We start from the raw sequence: 19438 nt of genomic DNA on the forward strand, positions 1-19438 counted from the left end.
GCCTGCGGGGAGAGGGTTAGGGTGAGGGGCAGAATAAGCACGCCTGCGGTCGATGGGGAGATTGACCGCAGAACGCGCCAAACGAATTGCGAGGGAGAACACATGAATTTTGCACTGACCGAAGAACAGCAGATGATCGTCGACACGGTCAGGAGCTTTGTAGAAACCGAAATCTATCCGCATGAAGACGAGGTCGAGCGCACCGGCGTGGTGCCGCGCGAACTCGGCCAGGACATTGCCCGCAAGTGCAAGGAGCTTGGATTCTTCGGCTGCAATTTCCCCGAAGAAGTCGGCGGCGCCGGTCTGGATCACACGTCCTTCACGCTGGTCGAGCGCGAGCTTGGCCGCGGCTCGATGGGCCTCACCGTCTTCTTCGGCCGTCCTTCGGGCATCCTGATGGCCTGCAACGACGAGCAGCGCGAAAAATACCTGCTTCCGGCTGTCAAGGGCGACAAGTTCGACGCACTCGCCATGACCGAGCCGGACGCCGGCTCCGACGTGCGGGGCATGAAGTGTTTTGCCCGCAAGGACGGCGACGACTGGATCGTCAACGGCACCAAGCATTTCATCAGCCATGCCGACATCGCCGATTTCGTCATCGTCTTCATCGCCACCGGCGAGGAGGACACGCCGCGCGGCCCGAAGAAGAAGATCACCTGCTTCCTCGTTGACCGCGGCACGCCGGGCTTCGAGATCCGCAAGGGCTACAACTCCGTCTCGCACCGCGGCTACAACAATTGCGTCCTGACCTTTGACGACTGCCGCCTGCCCTCCGCCCAGATCCTCGGCGAGGTGCACAAGGGCTTCGACGTCGCCAACGACTGGCTGTTCGCAACCCGGCTGACGGTGGCGGCAACGTCGGTCGGCCGCGCCCGTCGCGCCTTCGACTATGCGCTCAACTATGCCGCCGAGCGCAAGCAGTTCGGCAAGCCGATCGGCGCCAACCAGGGCGTCTCCTTCAAGCTCGCCGACATGATCACCGAGATCGACGCCGCCGATCTCCTGACGCTGTCGGCCGCCTGGCGCCTCGACCAGGGCCTGCCGTCCAACCGCGAGATCGCGTCTGCCAAGGTCTACGCCACCGAAATGCTCGCCCGCGTCACCGACGAGGCGATCCAGATCTTCGGCGGCATGGGGCTGATGGACGACCTGCCGCTCGCCCGTTTCTGGCGCGACGCCCGCGTCGAGCGCATCTGGGACGGCACCTCCGAAATCCAGCGCCACATCATCAGCCGCGATCTGCTCAGGCCGCTGGGAGCGTGATCGGATGATCGAGCAGGCGTCCTCTCCCTTCCTCATTCCTGTGCTCGTCACAGGAATCCAGCAGCGGCACGTCCGTGCCGCGCAAGACCAGAACCGGACCGGCGTTGGCGCCGTGAAAAAGAGCGCACCTACGGGCTTGCCGACGCAAGCCGGCTGGATTCCTCTGACAAGCACAGGAATGAGGGCGTTGGCGGCTAGCAGTCAGACGGCCAGCGACCCGGCGCCAGGCGCTCCTGCGGCCATCGACATGAGGGAGTGCGAAGCGGCATGATCCACGCTCCCCGTTCCCTCGACCGTCTGATCCGACCGAAATCCATCGCCGTCTTCGGCGGCAAGGAGGCGCGTCGGGTCATCGAACAATGTGACAAGATGGGTTTTGCCGGCGATATCTGGCCGGTGCATCCGAGAGAGGACCGGATCCTCGGCCGCAAATGCTACCGCTCGGTGGCGGAACTGCCCGGCGCCCCGGATGCCTCCTTCGTCGGCGTCAACCGACAGCTCACCATCGATATCATTGCGGCGCTGGCTTCGCGCGGTGCCGGCGGCGCTGTCTGCTATGCCTCGGGTTTCCGCGAGGCGGCAAGCGAACTCGACGACGGCAACGACATGCAGGAGGCGTTGGTCGCGGCGGCCGGCGACATGCCGATCGTTGGCCCCAATTGCTACGGCTTCATCAACATGCTCGATGGCGCCCTGCTCTGGCCCGACCAGCATGGCATGCAGCGTGTCGACAGGGGCGTCGCCGTGCTGACACAATCCTCCAACATCGCCTGCAACATCTCGATGCAGACGCGCGGCCTGCCGCTTGCCTACCTGATGACCGCCGGCAACCAGGCGCAGACGGGCCTCTCAGACATTGCCTGCGCCGTGCTCGAAGACCCGCGCGTCACGGCCGTCGGCCTGCATATCGAAGGCTTCGACAGCATTGCCAGCCTCGAGCGGTTAGCAGCGCGCGCCCGCGAACTCGGCAAGCCGGTGGTGACGCTGAAGGTCGGCAAGTCGGAGGCAGCCCAGCTTGCCACCGTCTCGCACACGGCCTCGCTTGCCGGCAACGACCGGGTCTCGTCGGCACTGCTTGCCCGCCTCGGCATCGGCCGCGTCGACACGCTGCCGGCGCTGCTCGAAACGCTGAAGCTGCTGCATGTGGCCGGCCCGCTCGAGAGCAACGAGATCTCCTCGATGAGCTGCTCGGGTGGCGAGGCCTCGCTGATGGCCGATGCCGGCGTGCGCTACCGGGTGAACTACCGGGCGCTGCGAGACGAGCAACGCCGCCCCTTGAAGGAAGCGCTCGGCGAGATGGTCACGATCGCCAACCCGCTCGACTACCACACCTTCGTCTGGGGCAATCGCGAGAAGCAGACGACGGCCTTCAGCGCCATGATGAAGGGCGGCTATGCGCTGAACCTGATCGTGCTCGACTTTCCCCGCCAGGACCGCTGCGACGCGGCCGACTGGGTGACGACCTGCGACGCGGTGATCGACGCGGCGACGGCAACCGGCGCCCGCGCCGGCATCGTCGCAAGCCTTGGCGAAAACATGCCGGAACAGACGGCGCTGTCGCTGATGGCCGCCGGCGTCATCCCCTTCTTCGGCATCGACGAGGCTTTGGCGGCGGTCGAAACCGCGGCCGGCATCGGCGCGGCCTGGGCAAAGCCAGCACCGCCGAAGCTCCTCAATGGCGGTGTTTCCGGCGGTGGCGGAGCGTCGATCACGCTCAGCGAGCATGACGCCAAGACGGAGCTTTCCGCCTCGGGCTTGAGCATCCCGGCAGGCAGAACTGCATCGACGCCGCAGGATGCTGCCAATGCTGCCGAAAGCCTCGGCTTTCCGGTCGTTCTCAAGGGTCTGGGCGTTGCCCACAAGACCGAGGCGGGCGCGGTCAAGCTCAATCTGGCAACCCGCGAGGAGGTGCTTGCGGCGGCGGAAGCCATGGCTTCTGTGGCGTCGGGCTATCTCGTCGAGAAGATGGTGGCAAAGCCGGTGGCCGAACTGATCATCGGCGCGATGCGCGATCCGGTGGCCGGCCCGGTGCTGACCATCGGTGCCGGCGGCATCCTCGTGGAACTGCTGGATGATTCCGCCATCCTGACGCTGCCGACGACGCCGGATCTCATCCGCGAGGCGATCGACGGCCTGAAGATCCGCAAGCTTCTCGACGGCTATCGCGGTGGACCGAAGGGGGATTTTGCCGCCCTTGCCGACGCTGTCGCCGCTGCAGCATCCTATGTCGTTTCAAACGCTTCAATGCTCGAAGAACTCGATATCAATCCTTTGATGGTGTTACCGGAAGGCCATGGAGCCATCGCCGCCGACGCCCTGATACGCCGGAGGAACTGACGCCATGACCGGACCGATCCTGACACGCCGCGAAGGCGGCATTCTGGAAGTGACGATCGACCGGCCGAAGGCGAATGCCATCGACCTGAAGACCAGCCGGGTCATGGGCGAAATCTTCGCCGACTTCCGGGACGACGACAGCTTACGCGTCGCCATCATCACCGGCGCCGGCGAAAAATTCTTCTGTCCGGGATGGGACCTGAAGGCGGCTGCCGCCGGCGATGCGGTCGATGGCGATTACGGCATCGGCGGCTTCGGTGGCCTGCAGGAGCTGCGCGACCTCAACAAGCCGGTCATCGCCGCCGTCAACGGCATCTGCTGCGGTGGCGGTCTCGAGATTGCGCTCTCCACCGACCTGATCCTGGCGGCAGAGCATGCGACCTTCGCGCTGCCGGAAATCCGCTCGGGCACCGTTGCCGACGCCGCCTCCATCAAGCTGCCGAAGCGCATCCCCTATCACATCGCCATGGACATGCTCCTGACCGGCCGCTGGCTCGATGTCGTCGAGGCAAACCGCTGGGGCTTCGTCAACGAGATCCTGCCCGCGGATAAGCTGATGGCACGCGCCTGGGAGCTGGCACGGCTGCTCGAAAGCGGCCCACCGCTCGTCTATGCCGCGATCAAGGAAGTGGTGCGCGCTGCCGAGGGCGAGACCTTCCAGACGACGATGAACAAGATCACCCGCCGGCAGTTCAAGACCGTCGACATTCTCTATTCGAGCGAGGACCAGCTGGAGGGCGCAAAGGCCTTTGCCGAAAAGCGCGACCCGGTCTGGAAGGGGCGCTGACACGCTGCGTGCGGCGACGCAGGACTGAAAAACGTGCCGGTGATCCGGCCAAACGACGGCATGGAACGCGCGGGGGCATACTCGCGCGCCGCCGAAGGTCATGCATAAGTCATGCTTATGGAAATAAATGATAATTTAGGACGTTACAAGGTTCATCCAAGCGATTAGGCTTATCGATCTGAAGCCAAAAGCGTCCGCCCGGGAAAGGAGACAACAGGCAATCGAAGATGAAAAATGGCCCGAACGGCCGATCCGAAAGCCATCCGCAAGGTGGCGGTACGCAGCAATCTCTACCAACCACAACGAACGGCGAATGCCGACAAAGAAGGGAACAGGGGAATGAGCGATTACAAGGATTACCTCACACGACAGGTCATGCTCGGCAAGATGAACCGGCGTGAATTTCTCGGACGCGCGGCTGCAGCCGGCATCCTCGCATCGACCGCCGGCACGCTGTTTGCCACAAGCGCAGAGGCCCAGGAGCCCAAGCGCGGCGGCCATCTGAAGCTTGGCCTCGAAGGCGCTGCCGCCACCGACAGCAAGGACCCGGCAAAGGCACTCTCACAATTCATGTTCGTAGTCGGCCGCAACTGGGGCGACATGCTCGTCGAAAGCCATCCGACCACAGGCGCGCCGGTGCCGGCGCTTGCCGAATCCTGGGAGCCGTCAGCCGACGCCTCGACCTGGACCTTCGCCATCCGCAAGGGCGTGAAGTTTCACGACGGCAAGGAACTGACGATCGACGACGTCATCAAGACACTGCAGCGCCACACCGACGAAAAGTCGGAGTCCGGCGCGCTTGGCGTGATGAAGTCGATCAAGGAGATCAAGGCGGACGGCGACAAGCTGGTCTTGACCCTGACGGAAGGCAATGCCGACCTGCCGCTGCTCCTGACCGATTACCACCTGATCATCCAGCCGAACGGCGGTCTCGACGCTCCCGACGCCATGATCGGCACCGGCCCCTACAAGGTCGCAAGCTTCGAAGCCGGCGTGCGCGCAACGTTCGAGCGCAATGCCGACGACTGGCGCACCGATCGCGGCTTCGTCGATTCGGTCGAACTGATCGCAATGAACGACGCCACGGCCCGCATCGCGGCCCTGTCCTCCGGTCAGGTCCACTTCATCAACCGCGTGGACCCGAAAACCGTCAACCTCCTGAAGAAGGCGCCGACCGTCGAAATCCTGAATACGTCCGGCCGCGGCCATTACGTCTTCATCATGCACGCCAACACCGCGCCGTTCGACAACAACGACCTGCGCATGGCGCTGAAATATTCGATGGACCGCGAAACCATGGTCCAGCGCATCCTCGGCGGCTACGGCAAGGTCGGCAACGACTTCCCGATCAACGACACCTATGCCCTCTTCCCCGAAGGCATCGAGCAGCGCGCCTACGACCCTGACAAGGCGGCCTTCCACTACAAGAAGTCCGGCCACAGCGGCCCGGTGCTGCTGCGCACCTCCGACGTCGCCTTCCCGGGCGCGGTCGACGCGGCCGTTCTCTACCAGGAAAGCGCCAAGAAGGCCGGCATCGAGATCGAGGTCAAGCGCGAACCGGGCGACGGCTACTGGACCAACGTCTGGAACGTCCAGCCCTTCTCGACATCCTACTGGGGCGGTCGCCCGACCCAGGATCAGATGTATTCGACGGCCTATCTGTCGACCGCCGACTGGAACGACACCCGCTTCCTCAGGCCCGACTTCGACAAGATCCTGCTCGAGGCCCGCGCCGAACTGGATGAGGCCAAGCGCAAGGACATGTATCGCACCATGGCAATGATGGTGCGCGACGAAGGCGGCCTGATCCTGCCGATGTTCAACGACTTCGTGAACGCCTCCACCAAGCAGGTGAAGGGCTTCGTCCACGATATCGGCAACGACATGTCGAACGGCTACGTCGCCACCCGCGTCTGGCTCGACGCCTGATGATGGAAAGCGGACCGCTCACTGGTCCGGTTCCGACGGATGGGACCGCGGATGGAACACATCCGCGGTCTGCCGCTCTTTCCGGTGTACCAGCAAAACCCAACCCCGCCGATGCCAAGGGTGAAATCGACGGCACCTTCTGGCGGCGCTTCACCTTTCGCCGCCCGCTCGCGGCGCTGATCCTGCAGCGCCTCGGCTTGAGCGTCGGGCTGCTTTTTGCCGTGTCGCTGATGATTTTCGGCGGCATCGAGGCGCTTCCGGGCGATTTCGCCACCACCTATCTCGGCCAGTCGGCAACGCCGCAGGCCGTCGAAAACATCCGCAAGGATCTTGGCCTCGACAAGCCCTGGAGCGAGCGATATCTCTCCTGGCTCGGTGGTGCCGTGCAGGGTGACTTCGGCACCTCCTGGGCCAGCAAGAATTCGGTCGGCGAACAGATCGGCAAGCGGCTCGGCAATTCGCTGTTCCTCGCCTTCTTCGCCGCAATCGTCTCCGTACCGCTTGCCGTCGGCCTCGGCATGCTGGCGGTGCAGTTCCGCAACCGGCTGCCCGACAAGATCATCAACGTCGTCTCGCTTGCGGCCATCTCGCTGCCCGAGTTCTTCGTCGGTTATCTTCTGATCATGTTCTTCGCCGTCAAATTCGGCGTCGCCACCTTCCCGGCGACGGTTTATGACAGCATGAGCTTCACCGAGCGCCTCTCCGCGATCGCGCTGCCGGTCGCAACCCTCGTGCTCGTCGTTCTCGCCCACATGATGCGCATGACCAGGGCCGCGATCCTCAACGTCATGTCGTCGGCCTATGTCGAGACGGCCGAGCTCAAGGGCCTCGGCATGTTCCGTATCATCGCCCGCCACGCCGCTCCCAATGCCGTGGCGCCCGTCATCAACGTCATCGCCCTCAATCTCGCCTATCTCGTCGTCGGGGTCGTCGTGGTCGAGGTGGTGTTCGTCTATCCCGGCATGGGGCAGTACATGGTGGATGCGGTGACCGTGCGTGACATGCCGGTGGTTCAGGCCTGCGGCCTGATCTTTGCGGCCTTCTACATCTTCCTCAACATGGCGGCGGACATTATCGCCATTCTCGCCAATCCGAGACTGAGGCACCCGCGATGAACCTGAGATCCATCCCTCTGAGCGCCTGGATCGGCATTGCCGGCATAACGATCGCGATCTTCTGCGCGCTGTTTGCGCCTGTTATCGCCCCGTTCGGCGAACGCGAAGTCGTCGGCGACGTCTGGCTTCCTGCCGGCGGCGACTTCCTGCTCGGCACCGACAATCTCGGTCGCGACCTGCTGTCGCGCCTGATCTATGGCGCCCGCACCACCATCTTCGTGGCTTTGGCGGCAACCGTGCTGTCCTTCTCGCTCGGCATGATCCTGTCGTTCACGGCGGCTGTCATGGGCGGCTTCGTCGACCAGTTCTTTTCCCGCTTCAACGATCTGATGATGGCGATCCCGACGCTGATCTTCGCCCTCGTCGTGCTGGCGGTGCTGCCGCAGCATCTGTGGATCCTGATCCTGGTCATGGCGGTGCTCGATAGCACCCGCGTTTTCCGTATCGGCCGAGCCGTCGCACTCGATGTTGCCGTCATGGAGTTCGTCGAGGCGGCACGGCTGCGCGGCGAAGGCAGCACGTGGATCATCTTCCGCGAAATCCTGCCCAACACGTTGTCACCGCTCTTGGCCGAGTTCGGCCTGCGCTTTGCCTTTTCCATCCTGTTTCTCTCCACCCTCTCCTTCCTCGGCCTCGGCATCCAGCCGCCTGCAGCCGACTGGGGTGGCATGGTCAAGGACAACAAGGACGGCATCATCTTCGGCATCTCCGCAGCCCTCATCCCGGGTGCGGCGATCGCGACGCTGGCGATCTGCGTCAACCTCGTGGTCGACTGGCTGATGAAGCGAACCTCCAGCCTCAAGGGAGGACGCGGCGATGCCTGAGTCTTCATCTGCAAAGAACATGCTTCTTTCGGTCAGAAACCTGAAGATCGAAGCAACCAGCTATCCACCGGGCGAACCACCGAAAACCGTGACGCTTGTCGAAGGTGTGTCCTTCGACCTTGAGAAGGGAAAGGTGCTCGGCCTGATCGGAGAATCCGGTGCCGGCAAATCGACCATCGGCCTGTCGGCGCTCGCCTATGGCCGCGGCGGCGTGCGCATCACCGGCGGCCAGGCCCTGCTCGATGGCAAGGATATCCTGACGCTTGACAAGAACGGCATCCGCTCGATCCGCGGCGCGCGTGTCTGCTACGTCGCCCAATCGGCAGCCGCCGCCTTCAACCCGGCGCACCGGCTCGGCGACCAGGTGATCGAGGCGTCGCTTCGCCACGGCATCATGAACCGCGAAGAGGCGAAGAAGCGCGCACTCTATCTCTTCCGGGTGCTCGGCCTGCCGAACCCGGAGACCTTCGGCGACCGTTACCCTCATCAGGTCTCGGGCGGCCAGTTGCAGCGGGCGATGACCGCGATGGCACTCTGCCCCAATCCGGAGCTGATCGTCTTCGACGAACCGACGACGGCGCTCGACGTCACCACCCAGATCGACGTGCTTGCCGCCATCAAGCACGCGATCGAGGAAACGCACACCGCAGCCCTCTACATCACCCACGATCTCGCGGTCGTCGCCCAGATCTCCGACGACATCATGGTGCTGCGCCACGGCAAGACAGTGGAATATGGCACGACCCAGCAGATCATCGAGGCACCAAAGGAAGACTATACGCGCGCCCTCGTCAGCGTGCGCCAGACCAAGCGCGACGAGGCGCCTGATCAGACCGGCACGCAGCTGAAGATCGAGCATATCAGCGCCGGCTATGCCAACGGCTTCAAGGTGCTGCACGACGTCTCCATGCATCTGCCCAAGGGCCAGACACTGGCGATCGTCGGCGAAAGCGGTTCTGGCAAGTCGACGCTGGCGCGCGTCATCACTGGCCTGCTACCGCCGACCGAGGGCCGCATCACCTTCGAAGGCAAGGAACTGCCGCGGGCGCTGAAGGGCCGCAGCAATGACGAGCTGCGCCGGATCCAGATGATCTACCAGATGGCCGATACGGCGATGAATCCGCGCCAGACGGTGCGCGACATCGTCGGCAGGCCGCTCTCCTTCTACTTCGGCATGCACGGCGCCAAGAAGACGGCGCGGGTCAAGGAACTGCTCGACCAGATCGAGATGGGAACGCGTTTCCTCGATCGTTATCCGGCCGAGCTTTCCGGCGGACAGAAGCAGCGTGTCGCCATTGCACGAGCGCTTGCCGCAGAGCCGGAACTGATCCTCTGCGACGAACCGACCTCGGCGCTCGATCCGCTGGTGGCCGAAGGCATCCTGAATCTGCTTCTGAAGCTGCAGGAGGAAACCGCTGTTTCCTATGTCTTTATCACCCACGATATCGCCATCGTCAGGGCGATTGCCGACAGCGTCGCCGTGATGCATCGCGGCAAGCTTGTGCGGTTCGGGCCGAAGTCGAAAGTGCTGGCGCCACCCTTCGACGACTATACCGACCTCTTGCTCAAATCCGTGCCCGAGATGGAAATCGGCTGGCTGGAACGGGTGCTGAAGACGCGGCGCATGGAAAGCGCCGGCAACTGAGGACCGACACGGTCTCCTCTCCCGGCTCACAGGGAGGGGAGAAAGCAGCGATCATTTCGCCTTGCAGGCGACATCGCCCAGCCGCTGCGCCGCCTGGCCTTCGAAGGTCACCGTCGGTTCTCCCTTGGCGGTGCAATCTCCCGCAGCACCACTGCCGGAGCGAAAATGCACCACCGGCTGCCCCTCGATCATGATGCTCGGCACCACCTCGTAAAGCTCCGGCGGGCAGTTGGCGACGTCGGAAAGCCTGAGCGCCGGTTGGCCGCCGATCATGACACTGGTGGAGCCCGAAAGCGCGCAGGCCGGGATCGGTGGGCGCGCGTCTTGCGTCTCCGACGGCATGGCCGAGACCACGAACAGAAATCCTGACACGACAACAGCAGATTTCATCGGCTTCCCTCAACGATACGGTCACTTGCTCCTGGCGCAATCTAGGACGGCAACGCCAAGGCCGCCACCTCAATAATCGGTCGGCACCGTCAGCACGTCGGCGTCAGGCGTTTCGAGAAAGGTTCGCACCGTCGCTGGCAATTGCCGCGACCCCGCAGCCAGCACCCCGCAGCGCGACAGCATCTGCCGCAGATCCGGCTCCTGACCAAGCGTGCGCCAGATCATCCGCGAGGCATAGGGCAGGTTCTCCTTGCGCCAGGAGACGCCCATGGTCGTGCCGCGCAGATAGACGCGCTGATGCACCTCGAACGGCATCAGGATCGTCTGCGACAGCATAGGCTGGCGCCCGACGCTGCGCTCGGCGATGAAGATGCGGTTGCGCCAGAAGGTGACGAGGCCGACATACTTGGAAAACTGCTGGATTTCGTTGGCAGCGTCGCGGATGCGCTCGATCGATTTCACCCGGATCGAGCCGCTCTCCTCATGGATACGGGCGCAGGAGCAGACGACGCGGCCCGGCCAGGACGGCGACAGATGATAGGTCTGGTAATAGCCGACATGGCGGCGAAGGCTCGCGAGATCACCTGGAAAGCCTTCGAGCAGCAGCCCGGCTTCAGAGCGGTCGCGATCGGGCCTGACCACCCGGGCTTCGAACAGTTTCGGCGACAGCGAAAAGTCCTGCGCCTGCAGCCCGAAGAAACTGGCGATGCGGGCGACATTGTGCGCTGAAGGCCGCGCCTCGCCGCTGATATAGCGGTTGAACTGCTGGCGATTGATGCCGATCTCGCGGCAGATCTGCGAGATCGAACGTCGCGTCGCGCAGGCGAAACGAAGGTTGGCGGCAAACAGGTCGGCGTCGTGCACATGCGGCTCCCAATGGTCCTGAGCGGGTAGCGTAAAGTCGCGTAAAACAGCGTCAAGTCGCGAAATTGTGCGACCTGCTGCAGCGGTTAGGTTTTCCCTTGAAACAACACATAAGAGGGAACCTGCACATGACCGATTTCACCAAGCGTCCCGACGGCCTTCTGGTACCGGCCGGCATCAACCGCCGCGGCTTTCTGGCCGGCACCGCAGCCCTCGGTCTGGCTGCAGGCCTTGGCGGCACGATGCTGGCAGGCGATGCGCGCGCCGAAGAGCCCAAGCGCGGCGGCCACCTGAAGCTCGGCCTCAAGGGCGGCGCCACCACCGATACGCTCGATCCCGCCGGCTACAGCGGCTCGGTCTCCTTCGTCATCGGCCATCTCTGGGGCGACACGCTGGTCGAATCCGATCCGAAGACCGGCGCGCCGCTGCCGGCCCTTGCCGAATCCTGGGAGCCCTCGGCGGATGCGTCGCAATGGACCTTCAAGATCCGCAGCGACGTCAGCTTCCATGACGGCAACAAGATGACCATCGCCGATGTCATCGCCACGCTGAAGCGGCATTCGGACGAAGGTTCGAAATCGGGCGCGCTCGGCCTGATGCGCTCGATCAAGACGATCGAGGAGAAGGCAGGCAGCCTGGTGCTGACGCTGACCGAAGGCAATGCCGACCTGCCGCTGCTGCTCACCGATTACCACCTGATCATCCAGCCGCGCGGCGGCGTCGACAACCCCGCCTCGCCGATCGGCACCGGCCCCTACAAGCTTGCAAGCTACGAGGCGGGCCTGCGCTCGACCTTCGAGAAGAATGCCAACGACTGGCGCCAGGATCGTGGCTTCGTCGACAGTGTCGAAATCATCGTGATGAACGACACGACCGCCCGCATTGCGGCGCTCTCCTCCGGCCAGGTGCATTTCATCAACAACATCGATCCGAAGACCGTGCCGCTCTTGAAGCGCGCGCCGCGCGTCGAGATCCTCAGGACCGCCGGCAAGGGCTTCTACAGCTTCCTGATGCACTGCGACACCGCCCCCTTCGACAACAACGACCTCCGGCTGGCGCTGAAGTATGCGATCGACCGTCAGGCGATCCTCGACCGGGTCGTCGGCGGCTTCGGCACGCTCGGCAACGACTACCCCGTCAACGAGAACTATGCGCTGGCGCCCGAGGGCATCGAGCAGCGCGCCTACGACCCCGACAAGGCCGCCTTCCACTTCAAGAAGTCGGGCCACGACCGGCCGATCCTCTTGCGCACCTCGGATGCCGCCTTCCCCGGCGCCATCGACGCGGCGGTCCTGTTCCAGGAAAGCGCCAAGAAGGCCGGCATCGAGCTCGAGGTTCGCCGCGAGCCGGAGGATGGCTACTGGACCAATGTCTGGAACGTCCAGCCCTTCTGCGCCTCCTACTGGGGCGGCCGCCCAACGCAGGATTCGCGTTACTCCACCTCCTACCTCTCGAGCGCCGAGTGGAACGACACCCGCTTCAAGCGCGAAGACTTCGACAAGCTCCTGCTCCAGGCCCGCTCGGAACTCGACGATGCCAAGCGCAAGGAGATGTACAAGACGATGGCGATGACGGTGCGCGACGAAGGCGGCCTGATCCTGCCGGTGTTCAACGACTACGTGAACGCGGCCACCGCCTCGCTGAAGGGCTTCGTGCACGACATCGGCAACGACCTGTCGAACGGCTATGTCGCAAGCCGCGTGTGGTTCGACAGCTAAGACGGCGGATTTTGGCCGGCAAAGAAAGAGACAGGGCATTTCCAGCAAACGCGCGTGACGGTCTTGCCGGAAATGCCTGAAAACCATGAGAATGAGCGGAACAAGCGATATGTCAGACCGTGACTTCACCCTGATCGAGAACGAGTGGATCCGATTGAAGGACGGCACCCGCCTTGCCGCCCGGATCTGGATGCCCGCCGGCACGGAGGCCGATCCGGTGCCGGCGGTGCTCGAATACCTGCCCTACCGAAAGCGCGGCGGCACCAGCCTGCGCGATGAATCGACCTATCCGGTGTTTGCCGCCGCCGGCATTGCCGGCGTGCGTGTCGACATCCGCGGCTCGGGCGAAAGCGACGGCGTCATCGACGGCGAGTATACGCCGCGCGAGCTTGCAGACGGCTGCGAGATCATCGAGTGGATCGCCGCCCAGCCCTGGTCAAACGGCAAGGTCGGCATGATGGGCATCTCCTGGGGCGGCTTCAACTGCCTGCAGGTCGCAGCCTTGAAGCCGCCGGCGCTGAAAGCCGTCATCTCCATCGCCTCCACCGTCGACCGCTATAACGACGACATCCACTACAAGAACGGCTGCCATCTCTCTGCCCAACTCTCCTGGGCAGCGACGATGCTGGCCTATCAATCACGCTCGCCGGACCCTGAAATCGTCGGCGATCGCTGGAAGGAAATGTGGCTGGAGCGCCTGGAAAACGAGCCCTATTTCATGGAGGAATGGCTTGAGCATCAGCGCCGCGACGCCTTCTGGCAGCACGGCTCGATCTCGGACAATTTCGACAGCTTCGACACGCCGGCGCTCGTCATCGCCGGCTGGGCCGACGGCTATCGCAACACGCCGCTGAAAGCCGTCGAGGGTCTCGGCACGAAGGCCAAGGCGATGATCGGCCCCTGGGTGCACAAATATCCGCATTTCGCCTGGCCGAAGCCGCGCGCCGATTTCCACGGCGAGGCGATCCGCTGGTGGAACCGCTGGCTGCGCGACGAGAACAACGGCGCCGAGGGCGGGCCGCAGGTGCGCGCCTATATCCTCGACGGCCCGCGCCCGGCGGTCCGGCGCGACGACGACCCCGGCCGCTGGGTCGCCAAGGACGTCTGGCAGACGCCGGAGATGCAGGTTCTCGGCGTCACACTCGACGGCCGGCTTGCGGTGGAGACCAAAGCCGTGGGCATCGGCGAGGTCTACCTGAAATCGCCACTCGACACCGGTACGGCGTCAGGCGAGTACTTCACCCTGAAACCTGATGCCGAAATGGCCGGCGACCAGCGCATCGACGATGCCGGCGCGCTGACCTTCGAAACCCGGCCGCTGCTGGAGGCTGAAGACTATCTCGGCCAGGCGAGCCTCTCGGTCGACGTCACCTGCGCCGCAGACACCGCCAACCTCGTCGCCCGCATCGTCGATGTGCACCCGGATGGCACATCCACCCGCATTGCGTTCGGCGTGCTCAACCTGGCGCACCGCGACGGCAATGCCGAACCGCGAGCGATGGAAAAAGGTCGGCGGACCCGGATCACCCTGGTGCTCGACGCCTGCGGCTACCGCGTGCGCGCCGGTCACCGCATCCGGCTGTCGCTGTCGACCTCATATTGGCCGATGATCCTGCCGCCGCCGAGCGATCCCGGCCTGACAATCGACACGTCCACCCTGGCGTTGTCTCTCCCGCTGCTCGGCCAGCACAACGAGGTCGTGGTGCCGGAGCCGGAAAACCCTGATCCGCTGCCGAAATACATCGAGCATACGGCCGGCAGCACCAGCCGCACCGTCGAGCGCGACATGACCAACGGCGTCACGCACTACCGGATCTACGAGGATGGCGGCTTGAGCGAGCACCCCGATACCGGTCTTTCGACGCAGGACATCCGCGACGAGACCTGGTCGATCGCCCCCGACGATCCGCATTCGATGGTCGGCACTTCGACCTGGACCTGCATCGCCAGGCGCGACGGCTGGTCGGTGCGCACCGTCTCGACCTCGGTTCTCACCTGTGACGCCAACGACTGGATCACCGAAGCCAAGATCGTCGCCTATGAAAACGACGCTCCGATCTTTGAGAAGACCTTCTCCAAGCGGGTCGCGCGCGACCTGATGTAAGCGCATCTTGACTCCAACGGCGCATGACTGTACCAATCGGTAAACAATTTACTGATCGGTACAGTCATGCGCCATTTCTTCTTTCGTCACCAGCCTCCCATCCACATCGGCCGCGGCCTGATCGCCGGCATCGGCGGCCTTGTCGCCATCGCCGCCGTCGGCGCCCTCACCAACATCGTCGGCGAGCCACTGCTGATGGCGCCGTTCGGCGCCAGTTGCGTGCTGATCTTCTCGGTGGCCGGCAGCCCGCTTTCCCAGCCCGCCAACGTCGTCGGCGGCCACCTGGTCGCGACATTCGTCGGCCTCGTCCTGCGCGCGCTCTTCCCCAACGAATGGTGGGCGGTCGGCCTTGCCGTCGGCGCGGCGATCGCGCTGATGGCGGCGCTGCGCATCACCCACCCGCCGGCCGGCGCCAACCCGCTGGTGGTCTTTGCCAGCGACCCCGGCTTCGAATTTCTACTGTTCCCCGTGCTGACCGGCTCGCTGATACTGGTCGCCGTCGGCACGCTGTTTCATCGTTTCGGCAAGGTCGAGTATCCGCTCTTGAGGAAGCCCGCATGAGCCGCGTCGTCGCCGAACGCCAGGACGTCATCGCCACGCTTGCCGAGGTCTTTCGCGAGCACGGTTATGACGGCGCGAGCCTGAGCCTGATCACCGAGAAGACCGGGCTCGGCAAGGGCAGCCTCTATCACTTCTTTCCCGGCGGGAAGGAAGAGATGGCCGAGGCGGTGCTTGGCGACATCGCCTCATGGTTCCAGACCCACATCTTCGACCGGCTGAACGACAGCGAAACGCCGGCAGCGGCGATCGACGACATGTTTGCTTCCGTCAACGGCTACTTTCGCCAGGGTCGCCGCCTCTGCCTGATGGGCGTCATTGCCGCGAGCGGCGCCCATGATCGCTTCTCGGTCGAGCTCAACCGCTACTTCGCCGACTGGCGGACGGCGCTGGCCGAAGCGCTAGGCCGCCAGGGCATGGCGGAAAAAGAACGGCAGGCGCTCGCCGAAGAGGTCATCGGCGGCATTCAGGGCGCGCTCATCCTTGCGCGCAGCCTCGATGATCCCCAGGCCTTCAGCCGGATCCTCGCCCGCCTCAAGTCGCGCTGTCAGCCATCACAAAACTGACAAACATCAGGTCGGGATCCCTCGCGCCTTGACAAGGCCCTGCTCGTCCAGTTATTAACCTTCAAGTTAAATAACGTTCGAGTTAAAGAACCGCCACGCACGACGATTGCGCTGGCCGCGGGAGGCTTGTCATGGCATTGGCCGGGGAAAGCGCATCGCGCGAACACAGACTGAGCCTCGAAATCACCAGGATCTTCGATGCGCCGCGCAGCCTCGTCTTCAAGGTCTGGTCTACGCCCGAGCACGCCTTGCGCTGGTGGGGGCCGCGCGACTTCACCGCCCATTCCATGAAGATGGACTTCCGCCCCGGCGGCGCCTGGCGCGGCTGCATCCGCTCGCCGGAAGGACAAGACTATTGGATGGGCGGCATCTATCGCGAAGTGATCGAGCCGGAAAAACTCATCTTCACCTTTGCCTGGGACGAGGAGGGCAAGCCGGGAGCTGACACGTTGATCACGGTGTCCTTCGCCGATGTCGGCGGCAAGACGCGCCTGACCTTCCACCAGACACCGTTCGATAGTGTCGACGAGCGCGACTCGCACCAGGAAGGCTGGGGCGAGTGCCTCGAAAGGCTGCGGGAGTATCTTTCTGATGTCTGACGCACCCGACACGGCAGAGACCGCACCAGGCCCGAAGGCGACGCGGCGCGAATGGATCGGCCTTGCCGTCCTCGCCCTGCCCTGCATGCTCTACTCCATGGACCTGACCGTCCTGAACCTCGCGGTTCCCCAGCTCACCGAACAGTTGAAGCCCACTGCCTCGCAGCTGCTGTGGATCGTCGATATCTACGGCTTCATGGTGGCGGGCTCGCTGATCACCATGGGCACGCTCGGCGACCGCATCGGCCGGCGCCGGCTGCTGATGATCGGCTCGATCGCCTTCGGCATCGCCTCGGTGCTCGCCGCCTTTGCCTGGAGTGCGGAAACGCTGATCCTGGCGCGCGCAGTCCTTGGCGTCGCCGCCGCCACGCTCGCGCCCTCGACGCTATCGCTGATCCGCAACATGTTTCTCGACGACAAGCAGCGCACACTCGCCATCGGCATCTGGATCGCCAGCTTCTCCGCCGGCGGCGCCATCGGCCCTGTCGTCGGCGGGCTGATGCTGTCGCAGTTCTGGTGGGGCTCCGTCTTCCTGCTGGCGGTCCCTGTCATGATCCTGCTTCTGATCCTCGGCCCGATGCTGCTGCCGGAATTCCGCGACCCCAATGCCGGCCGGCTCGATTTCGTCAGCGCCGGGCAGTCGCTCGTCGCCGTTCTGTCGGTGATCTATGGCATGAAGCGGATCGCCGAGGATGGCCTCGACGTCACCGCCGTGTTCTTCATCCTGCTCGGGCTGACGGTCGCCCTCCTGTTTGCGAGGCGCCAGAGCCGGCTTGCCGATCCGCTGATCGACCTGGCCCTGTTCAGGACCCCGGCCTTCAGCGCGGCGCTCGGCGTCAACATTCTCGGCCTTTTCGTCGGCTTCGGCGCCTTCCTGTTCGTGGCGCAGTACCTGCAGCTTGTGCTCGGCCTGTCGCCGTTCGTTGCCGGTCTCTGGTCGGTGCCGACGGGGGTTGCCATGGTGCTCGGCTCGATCCTCGTGCCGTCGCTGGCTGCGCGTTACGCTGCCTCCAACCTGATTGCCGCCGGCTTCGTCCTGACCGCCATCGGCTTTGCCATCTGCACCCAGGTCGAAACGACGAGCAGCCCCCTGCTCGTCACGACAGGCCTGGTCGTCCTCTGCCTCGGCTTCGCACCGGTCGGCACATTGACCACGGACCTGATCGTCGGCTCCGCCCCGCCGGAGCGCGCAGGCGCGGCATCGGCGATCTCGGAGACAAGCTTCGAATTCGGCGGCGCGCTTGGCATCGCCGTGCTTGGCAGCATGTTGACGGCAGCCTACCGCAGCCGCATGGACTCGGTTGTCGTCACCGGCCTTCCCGAAGACACCGTCGAGTCGGCGCGCCAGACGCTGGGCGGTGCCGTCGCCATCGCCGAACAGCTTCCGGGGGAGCAGTCCGAACGGCTGCTGATTGCCGCCCGCGACGTCTTCACCAATTCCTTCGCCTTCACCGCATCGATCTGCGTCGCCCTGTCGCTGCTGACGGCGCTGCTCGCCTTCCTGCTTCTGCGCAAGGCGACCGGCAACGGCGCCGACAACGATCCTGTGATCGCCGACGAGGCGGAAGTCTCTGCCAAGGCAGGATAGCAAGTCGTGTCCGCGTCGCGGACGCCAACACATGAATTGCTTCAACGTCCATCTCTGCAGCGTCATCGTCCCCGGCCGAAGGACCGGGGCCGGCTGACCGCCGCCCAACGACAGGAGACCTTCCGATGAAAAAGCCCTATCGCGGCAGCTGCCACTGCGGCGCCGTTGCCTTCGAATGCCAGCTCGATTTTGCCGAAGGCATCCGCCGCTGCAATTGCAGCTTCTGCGCCAAGACGCGCATGCAGAAATCCTTCGCGCTTCGCGACGAGTTCGCGATCACCAAGGGCAAGGAAGCGCTGACGAGCTACCGGGCAGTGCCATCGAATTGGCGCGAGGGCGACGTCGATCACTATTTCTGCAGCCGCTGCGGCGTCAGGCCGTTTTCCCGCGGCTACCTCAAGGATTTCCTCGGCCATTTCTACGCTGTCAACGTCGCTTGCCTCGACGGCGTCAGCGACGAAGAGCTGGGTGCGGCCCCCATCACCTACGAGAACGGCCGTCACGACGACTACGAAAACCCGCCCGCCGACATCCGCTTCATGTGATCGGCAAAGCCCGGAAAGCCGGTAAGGTACCAAGCGGGGTCAGGTCAGGCGGGGCTCAGCGCCCGCAGTGCCTCAAGCGCACGTTCGGCGTCCGCCTCAGGTACGAAGATGTGGTCGTGATAATAGGCAGCGACGACATTCGCGCTGATGCCTTCGCGCGTCAGCGCCGTCGCCACCGCTGCCGTGAGCCCGACGGCTTCGAGCGCCGAATGCACGTTGAGCGTGATGCGAGCAAGCAACGGCCCATAGGAAAGGTCGGCGGCATCCGCCGCCGGGCGCTCCAGGATCAGGGTCACCCCTTCGTCCTCGCGATAGGTCGCAAGCGGCTCGAGCGTCATGTAACGCTGCGCCTCGTCATGGGGCACGGTGCAATAGACATAGGTTTGTGGAAACAACACCGGCGCCATCGTCGCCAGCAGCTTCGCAAGATCCGTTTCCCCGGCCATCATCCCTCCCCGCAATGTCTCGCGATCCTCGTTTCGAGGGACCGCCGAGTCCTCGTGACTGTGGTAGCGGATCGTCACATTGCCGTGAAGCACGCTCTTGCGATTTGCTTTCGAAAGGTCTCGCGAAAAACATGGGCGCAACACGGCCGCCGCCCGACCG

At 64.2% G+C, this 19438-nt stretch carries 17 protein-coding genes; 14 read left to right on the top strand and 3 right to left on the bottom strand.

Annotation, left to right across the window (positions count from 1 at the left end):
• Positions 1-102: 102 nt before the first annotated feature.
• The 7 genes from AC07UR_RS12960 (at position 103) to AC07UR_RS12990 (ending at position 9900) form a co-directional block, all read left to right on the top strand.
• Positions 103-1263 (top strand): acyl-CoA dehydrogenase family protein, encoded by a 1161-nt coding sequence (locus AC07UR_RS12960; protein ID WP_209790656.1) that lies wholly within the window; start codon positions 103-105, stop codon positions 1261-1263.
• 267 nt (positions 1264-1530) lie between these two features.
• On the top strand, positions 1531-3600 hold the full coding sequence (locus AC07UR_RS12965) for an acetate--CoA ligase family protein (RefSeq protein WP_209790655.1): 2070 nt from the start codon (positions 1531-1533) through the stop codon (positions 3598-3600).
• A gap of 4 nt (positions 3601-3604) precedes the next feature.
• Positions 3605-4387, top strand: a complete 783-nt coding sequence (locus AC07UR_RS12970) for a carnitinyl-CoA dehydratase (RefSeq protein ID WP_173420685.1) — start codon at positions 3605-3607, stop codon at positions 4385-4387.
• 339 nt (positions 4388-4726) lie between these two features.
• Positions 4727-6316 (top strand): ABC transporter substrate-binding protein, encoded by a 1590-nt coding sequence (locus tag AC07UR_RS12975; RefSeq protein WP_173420686.1) that lies wholly within the window; start codon positions 4727-4729, stop codon positions 6314-6316.
• Positions 6316-7431, top strand: coding sequence for an ABC transporter permease (locus AC07UR_RS12980; protein ID WP_209790654.1), 1116 nt, complete (start codon positions 6316-6318; stop codon positions 7429-7431). The genes AC07UR_RS12975 and AC07UR_RS12980 overlap by 1 nt, the downstream gene beginning before the upstream one ends.
• Entirely contained in the window at positions 7428-8255 is an 828-nt protein-coding gene (locus AC07UR_RS12985) for an ABC transporter permease (RefSeq protein WP_173420688.1), read from the top strand. The genes AC07UR_RS12980 and AC07UR_RS12985 overlap by 4 nt, the downstream gene beginning before the upstream one ends.
• A 19-nt stretch (positions 8256-8274) precedes the next feature.
• Positions 8275-9900, top strand: a complete 1626-nt coding sequence (locus AC07UR_RS12990) for an ABC transporter ATP-binding protein (RefSeq protein WP_173421058.1) — start codon at positions 8275-8277, stop codon at positions 9898-9900.
• A gap of 51 nt (positions 9901-9951) precedes the next feature.
• On the opposite strand, the gene AC07UR_RS12995 is transcribed toward AC07UR_RS12990, so the two are convergent.
• On the bottom strand, positions 9952-10290 hold the full coding sequence (locus AC07UR_RS12995; RefSeq protein WP_209790653.1) for a PAAR domain-containing protein: 339 nt from the start codon (positions 10288-10290) through the stop codon (positions 9952-9954).
• Positions 10291-10359: 69 nt separating this feature from the next.
• Positions 10360-11154: a helix-turn-helix domain-containing protein gene (locus tag AC07UR_RS13000; protein WP_209790652.1), complete on the bottom strand. Its 795-nt coding sequence runs from the start codon at positions 11152-11154 to the stop codon at positions 10360-10362.
• A gap of 128 nt (positions 11155-11282) precedes the next feature.
• Here AC07UR_RS13000 and AC07UR_RS13005 point away from each other — a divergent pair, with 128 nt between their 5' ends.
• The 7 genes from AC07UR_RS13005 (at position 11283) to AC07UR_RS13035 (ending at position 18832) form a co-directional block, all read left to right on the top strand.
• Complete coding sequence (locus AC07UR_RS13005) at positions 11283-12872, top strand: ABC transporter substrate-binding protein (RefSeq protein ID WP_209790651.1); 1590 nt, start codon at positions 11283-11285, stop codon at positions 12870-12872.
• Positions 12873-12981: 109 nt separating this feature from the next.
• Positions 12982-14976, top strand: a complete 1995-nt coding sequence (locus AC07UR_RS13010) for a CocE/NonD family hydrolase (protein WP_209790650.1) — start codon at positions 12982-12984, stop codon at positions 14974-14976.
• Between the two features lie 66 nt (positions 14977-15042).
• The gene (locus AC07UR_RS13015) at positions 15043-15537 is read left to right on the top strand and encodes an HPP family protein (RefSeq protein WP_173420693.1); all 495 of its coding nucleotides are present in this window, start codon (positions 15043-15045) and stop codon (positions 15535-15537) included.
• Entirely contained in the window at positions 15534-16100 is a 567-nt protein-coding gene (locus tag AC07UR_RS13020) for a TetR/AcrR family transcriptional regulator (RefSeq protein ID WP_209790649.1), read from the top strand. The genes AC07UR_RS13015 and AC07UR_RS13020 overlap by 4 nt, the downstream gene beginning before the upstream one ends.
• Before the next feature lie 131 nt (positions 16101-16231).
• Positions 16232-16699 (top strand): SRPBCC domain-containing protein, encoded by a 468-nt coding sequence (locus AC07UR_RS13025; RefSeq protein WP_173420695.1) that lies wholly within the window; start codon positions 16232-16234, stop codon positions 16697-16699.
• Positions 16692-18287, top strand: a complete 1596-nt coding sequence (locus AC07UR_RS13030; RefSeq protein ID WP_209790648.1) for an MFS transporter — start codon at positions 16692-16694, stop codon at positions 18285-18287. The genes AC07UR_RS13025 and AC07UR_RS13030 overlap by 8 nt, the downstream gene beginning before the upstream one ends.
• A 125-nt stretch (positions 18288-18412) precedes the next feature.
• On the top strand, positions 18413-18832 hold the full coding sequence (locus AC07UR_RS13035) for a GFA family protein (RefSeq protein ID WP_209790647.1): 420 nt from the start codon (positions 18413-18415) through the stop codon (positions 18830-18832).
• A 44-nt stretch (positions 18833-18876) separates the two neighbouring features.
• Here the strand turns inward: AC07UR_RS13035 and AC07UR_RS13040 are convergent, their stop codons facing one another.
• A complete protein-coding gene (locus AC07UR_RS13040; RefSeq protein ID WP_209790646.1) occupies positions 18877-19278 on the bottom strand; it encodes an ACT domain-containing protein in 402 nt (133 codons plus the stop codon).
• Between the last annotated feature and the right edge of the window lie 160 nt (positions 19279-19438).

The organism is Ensifer sp. GW821-FHT05G01 (genome assembly GCF_059419585.1).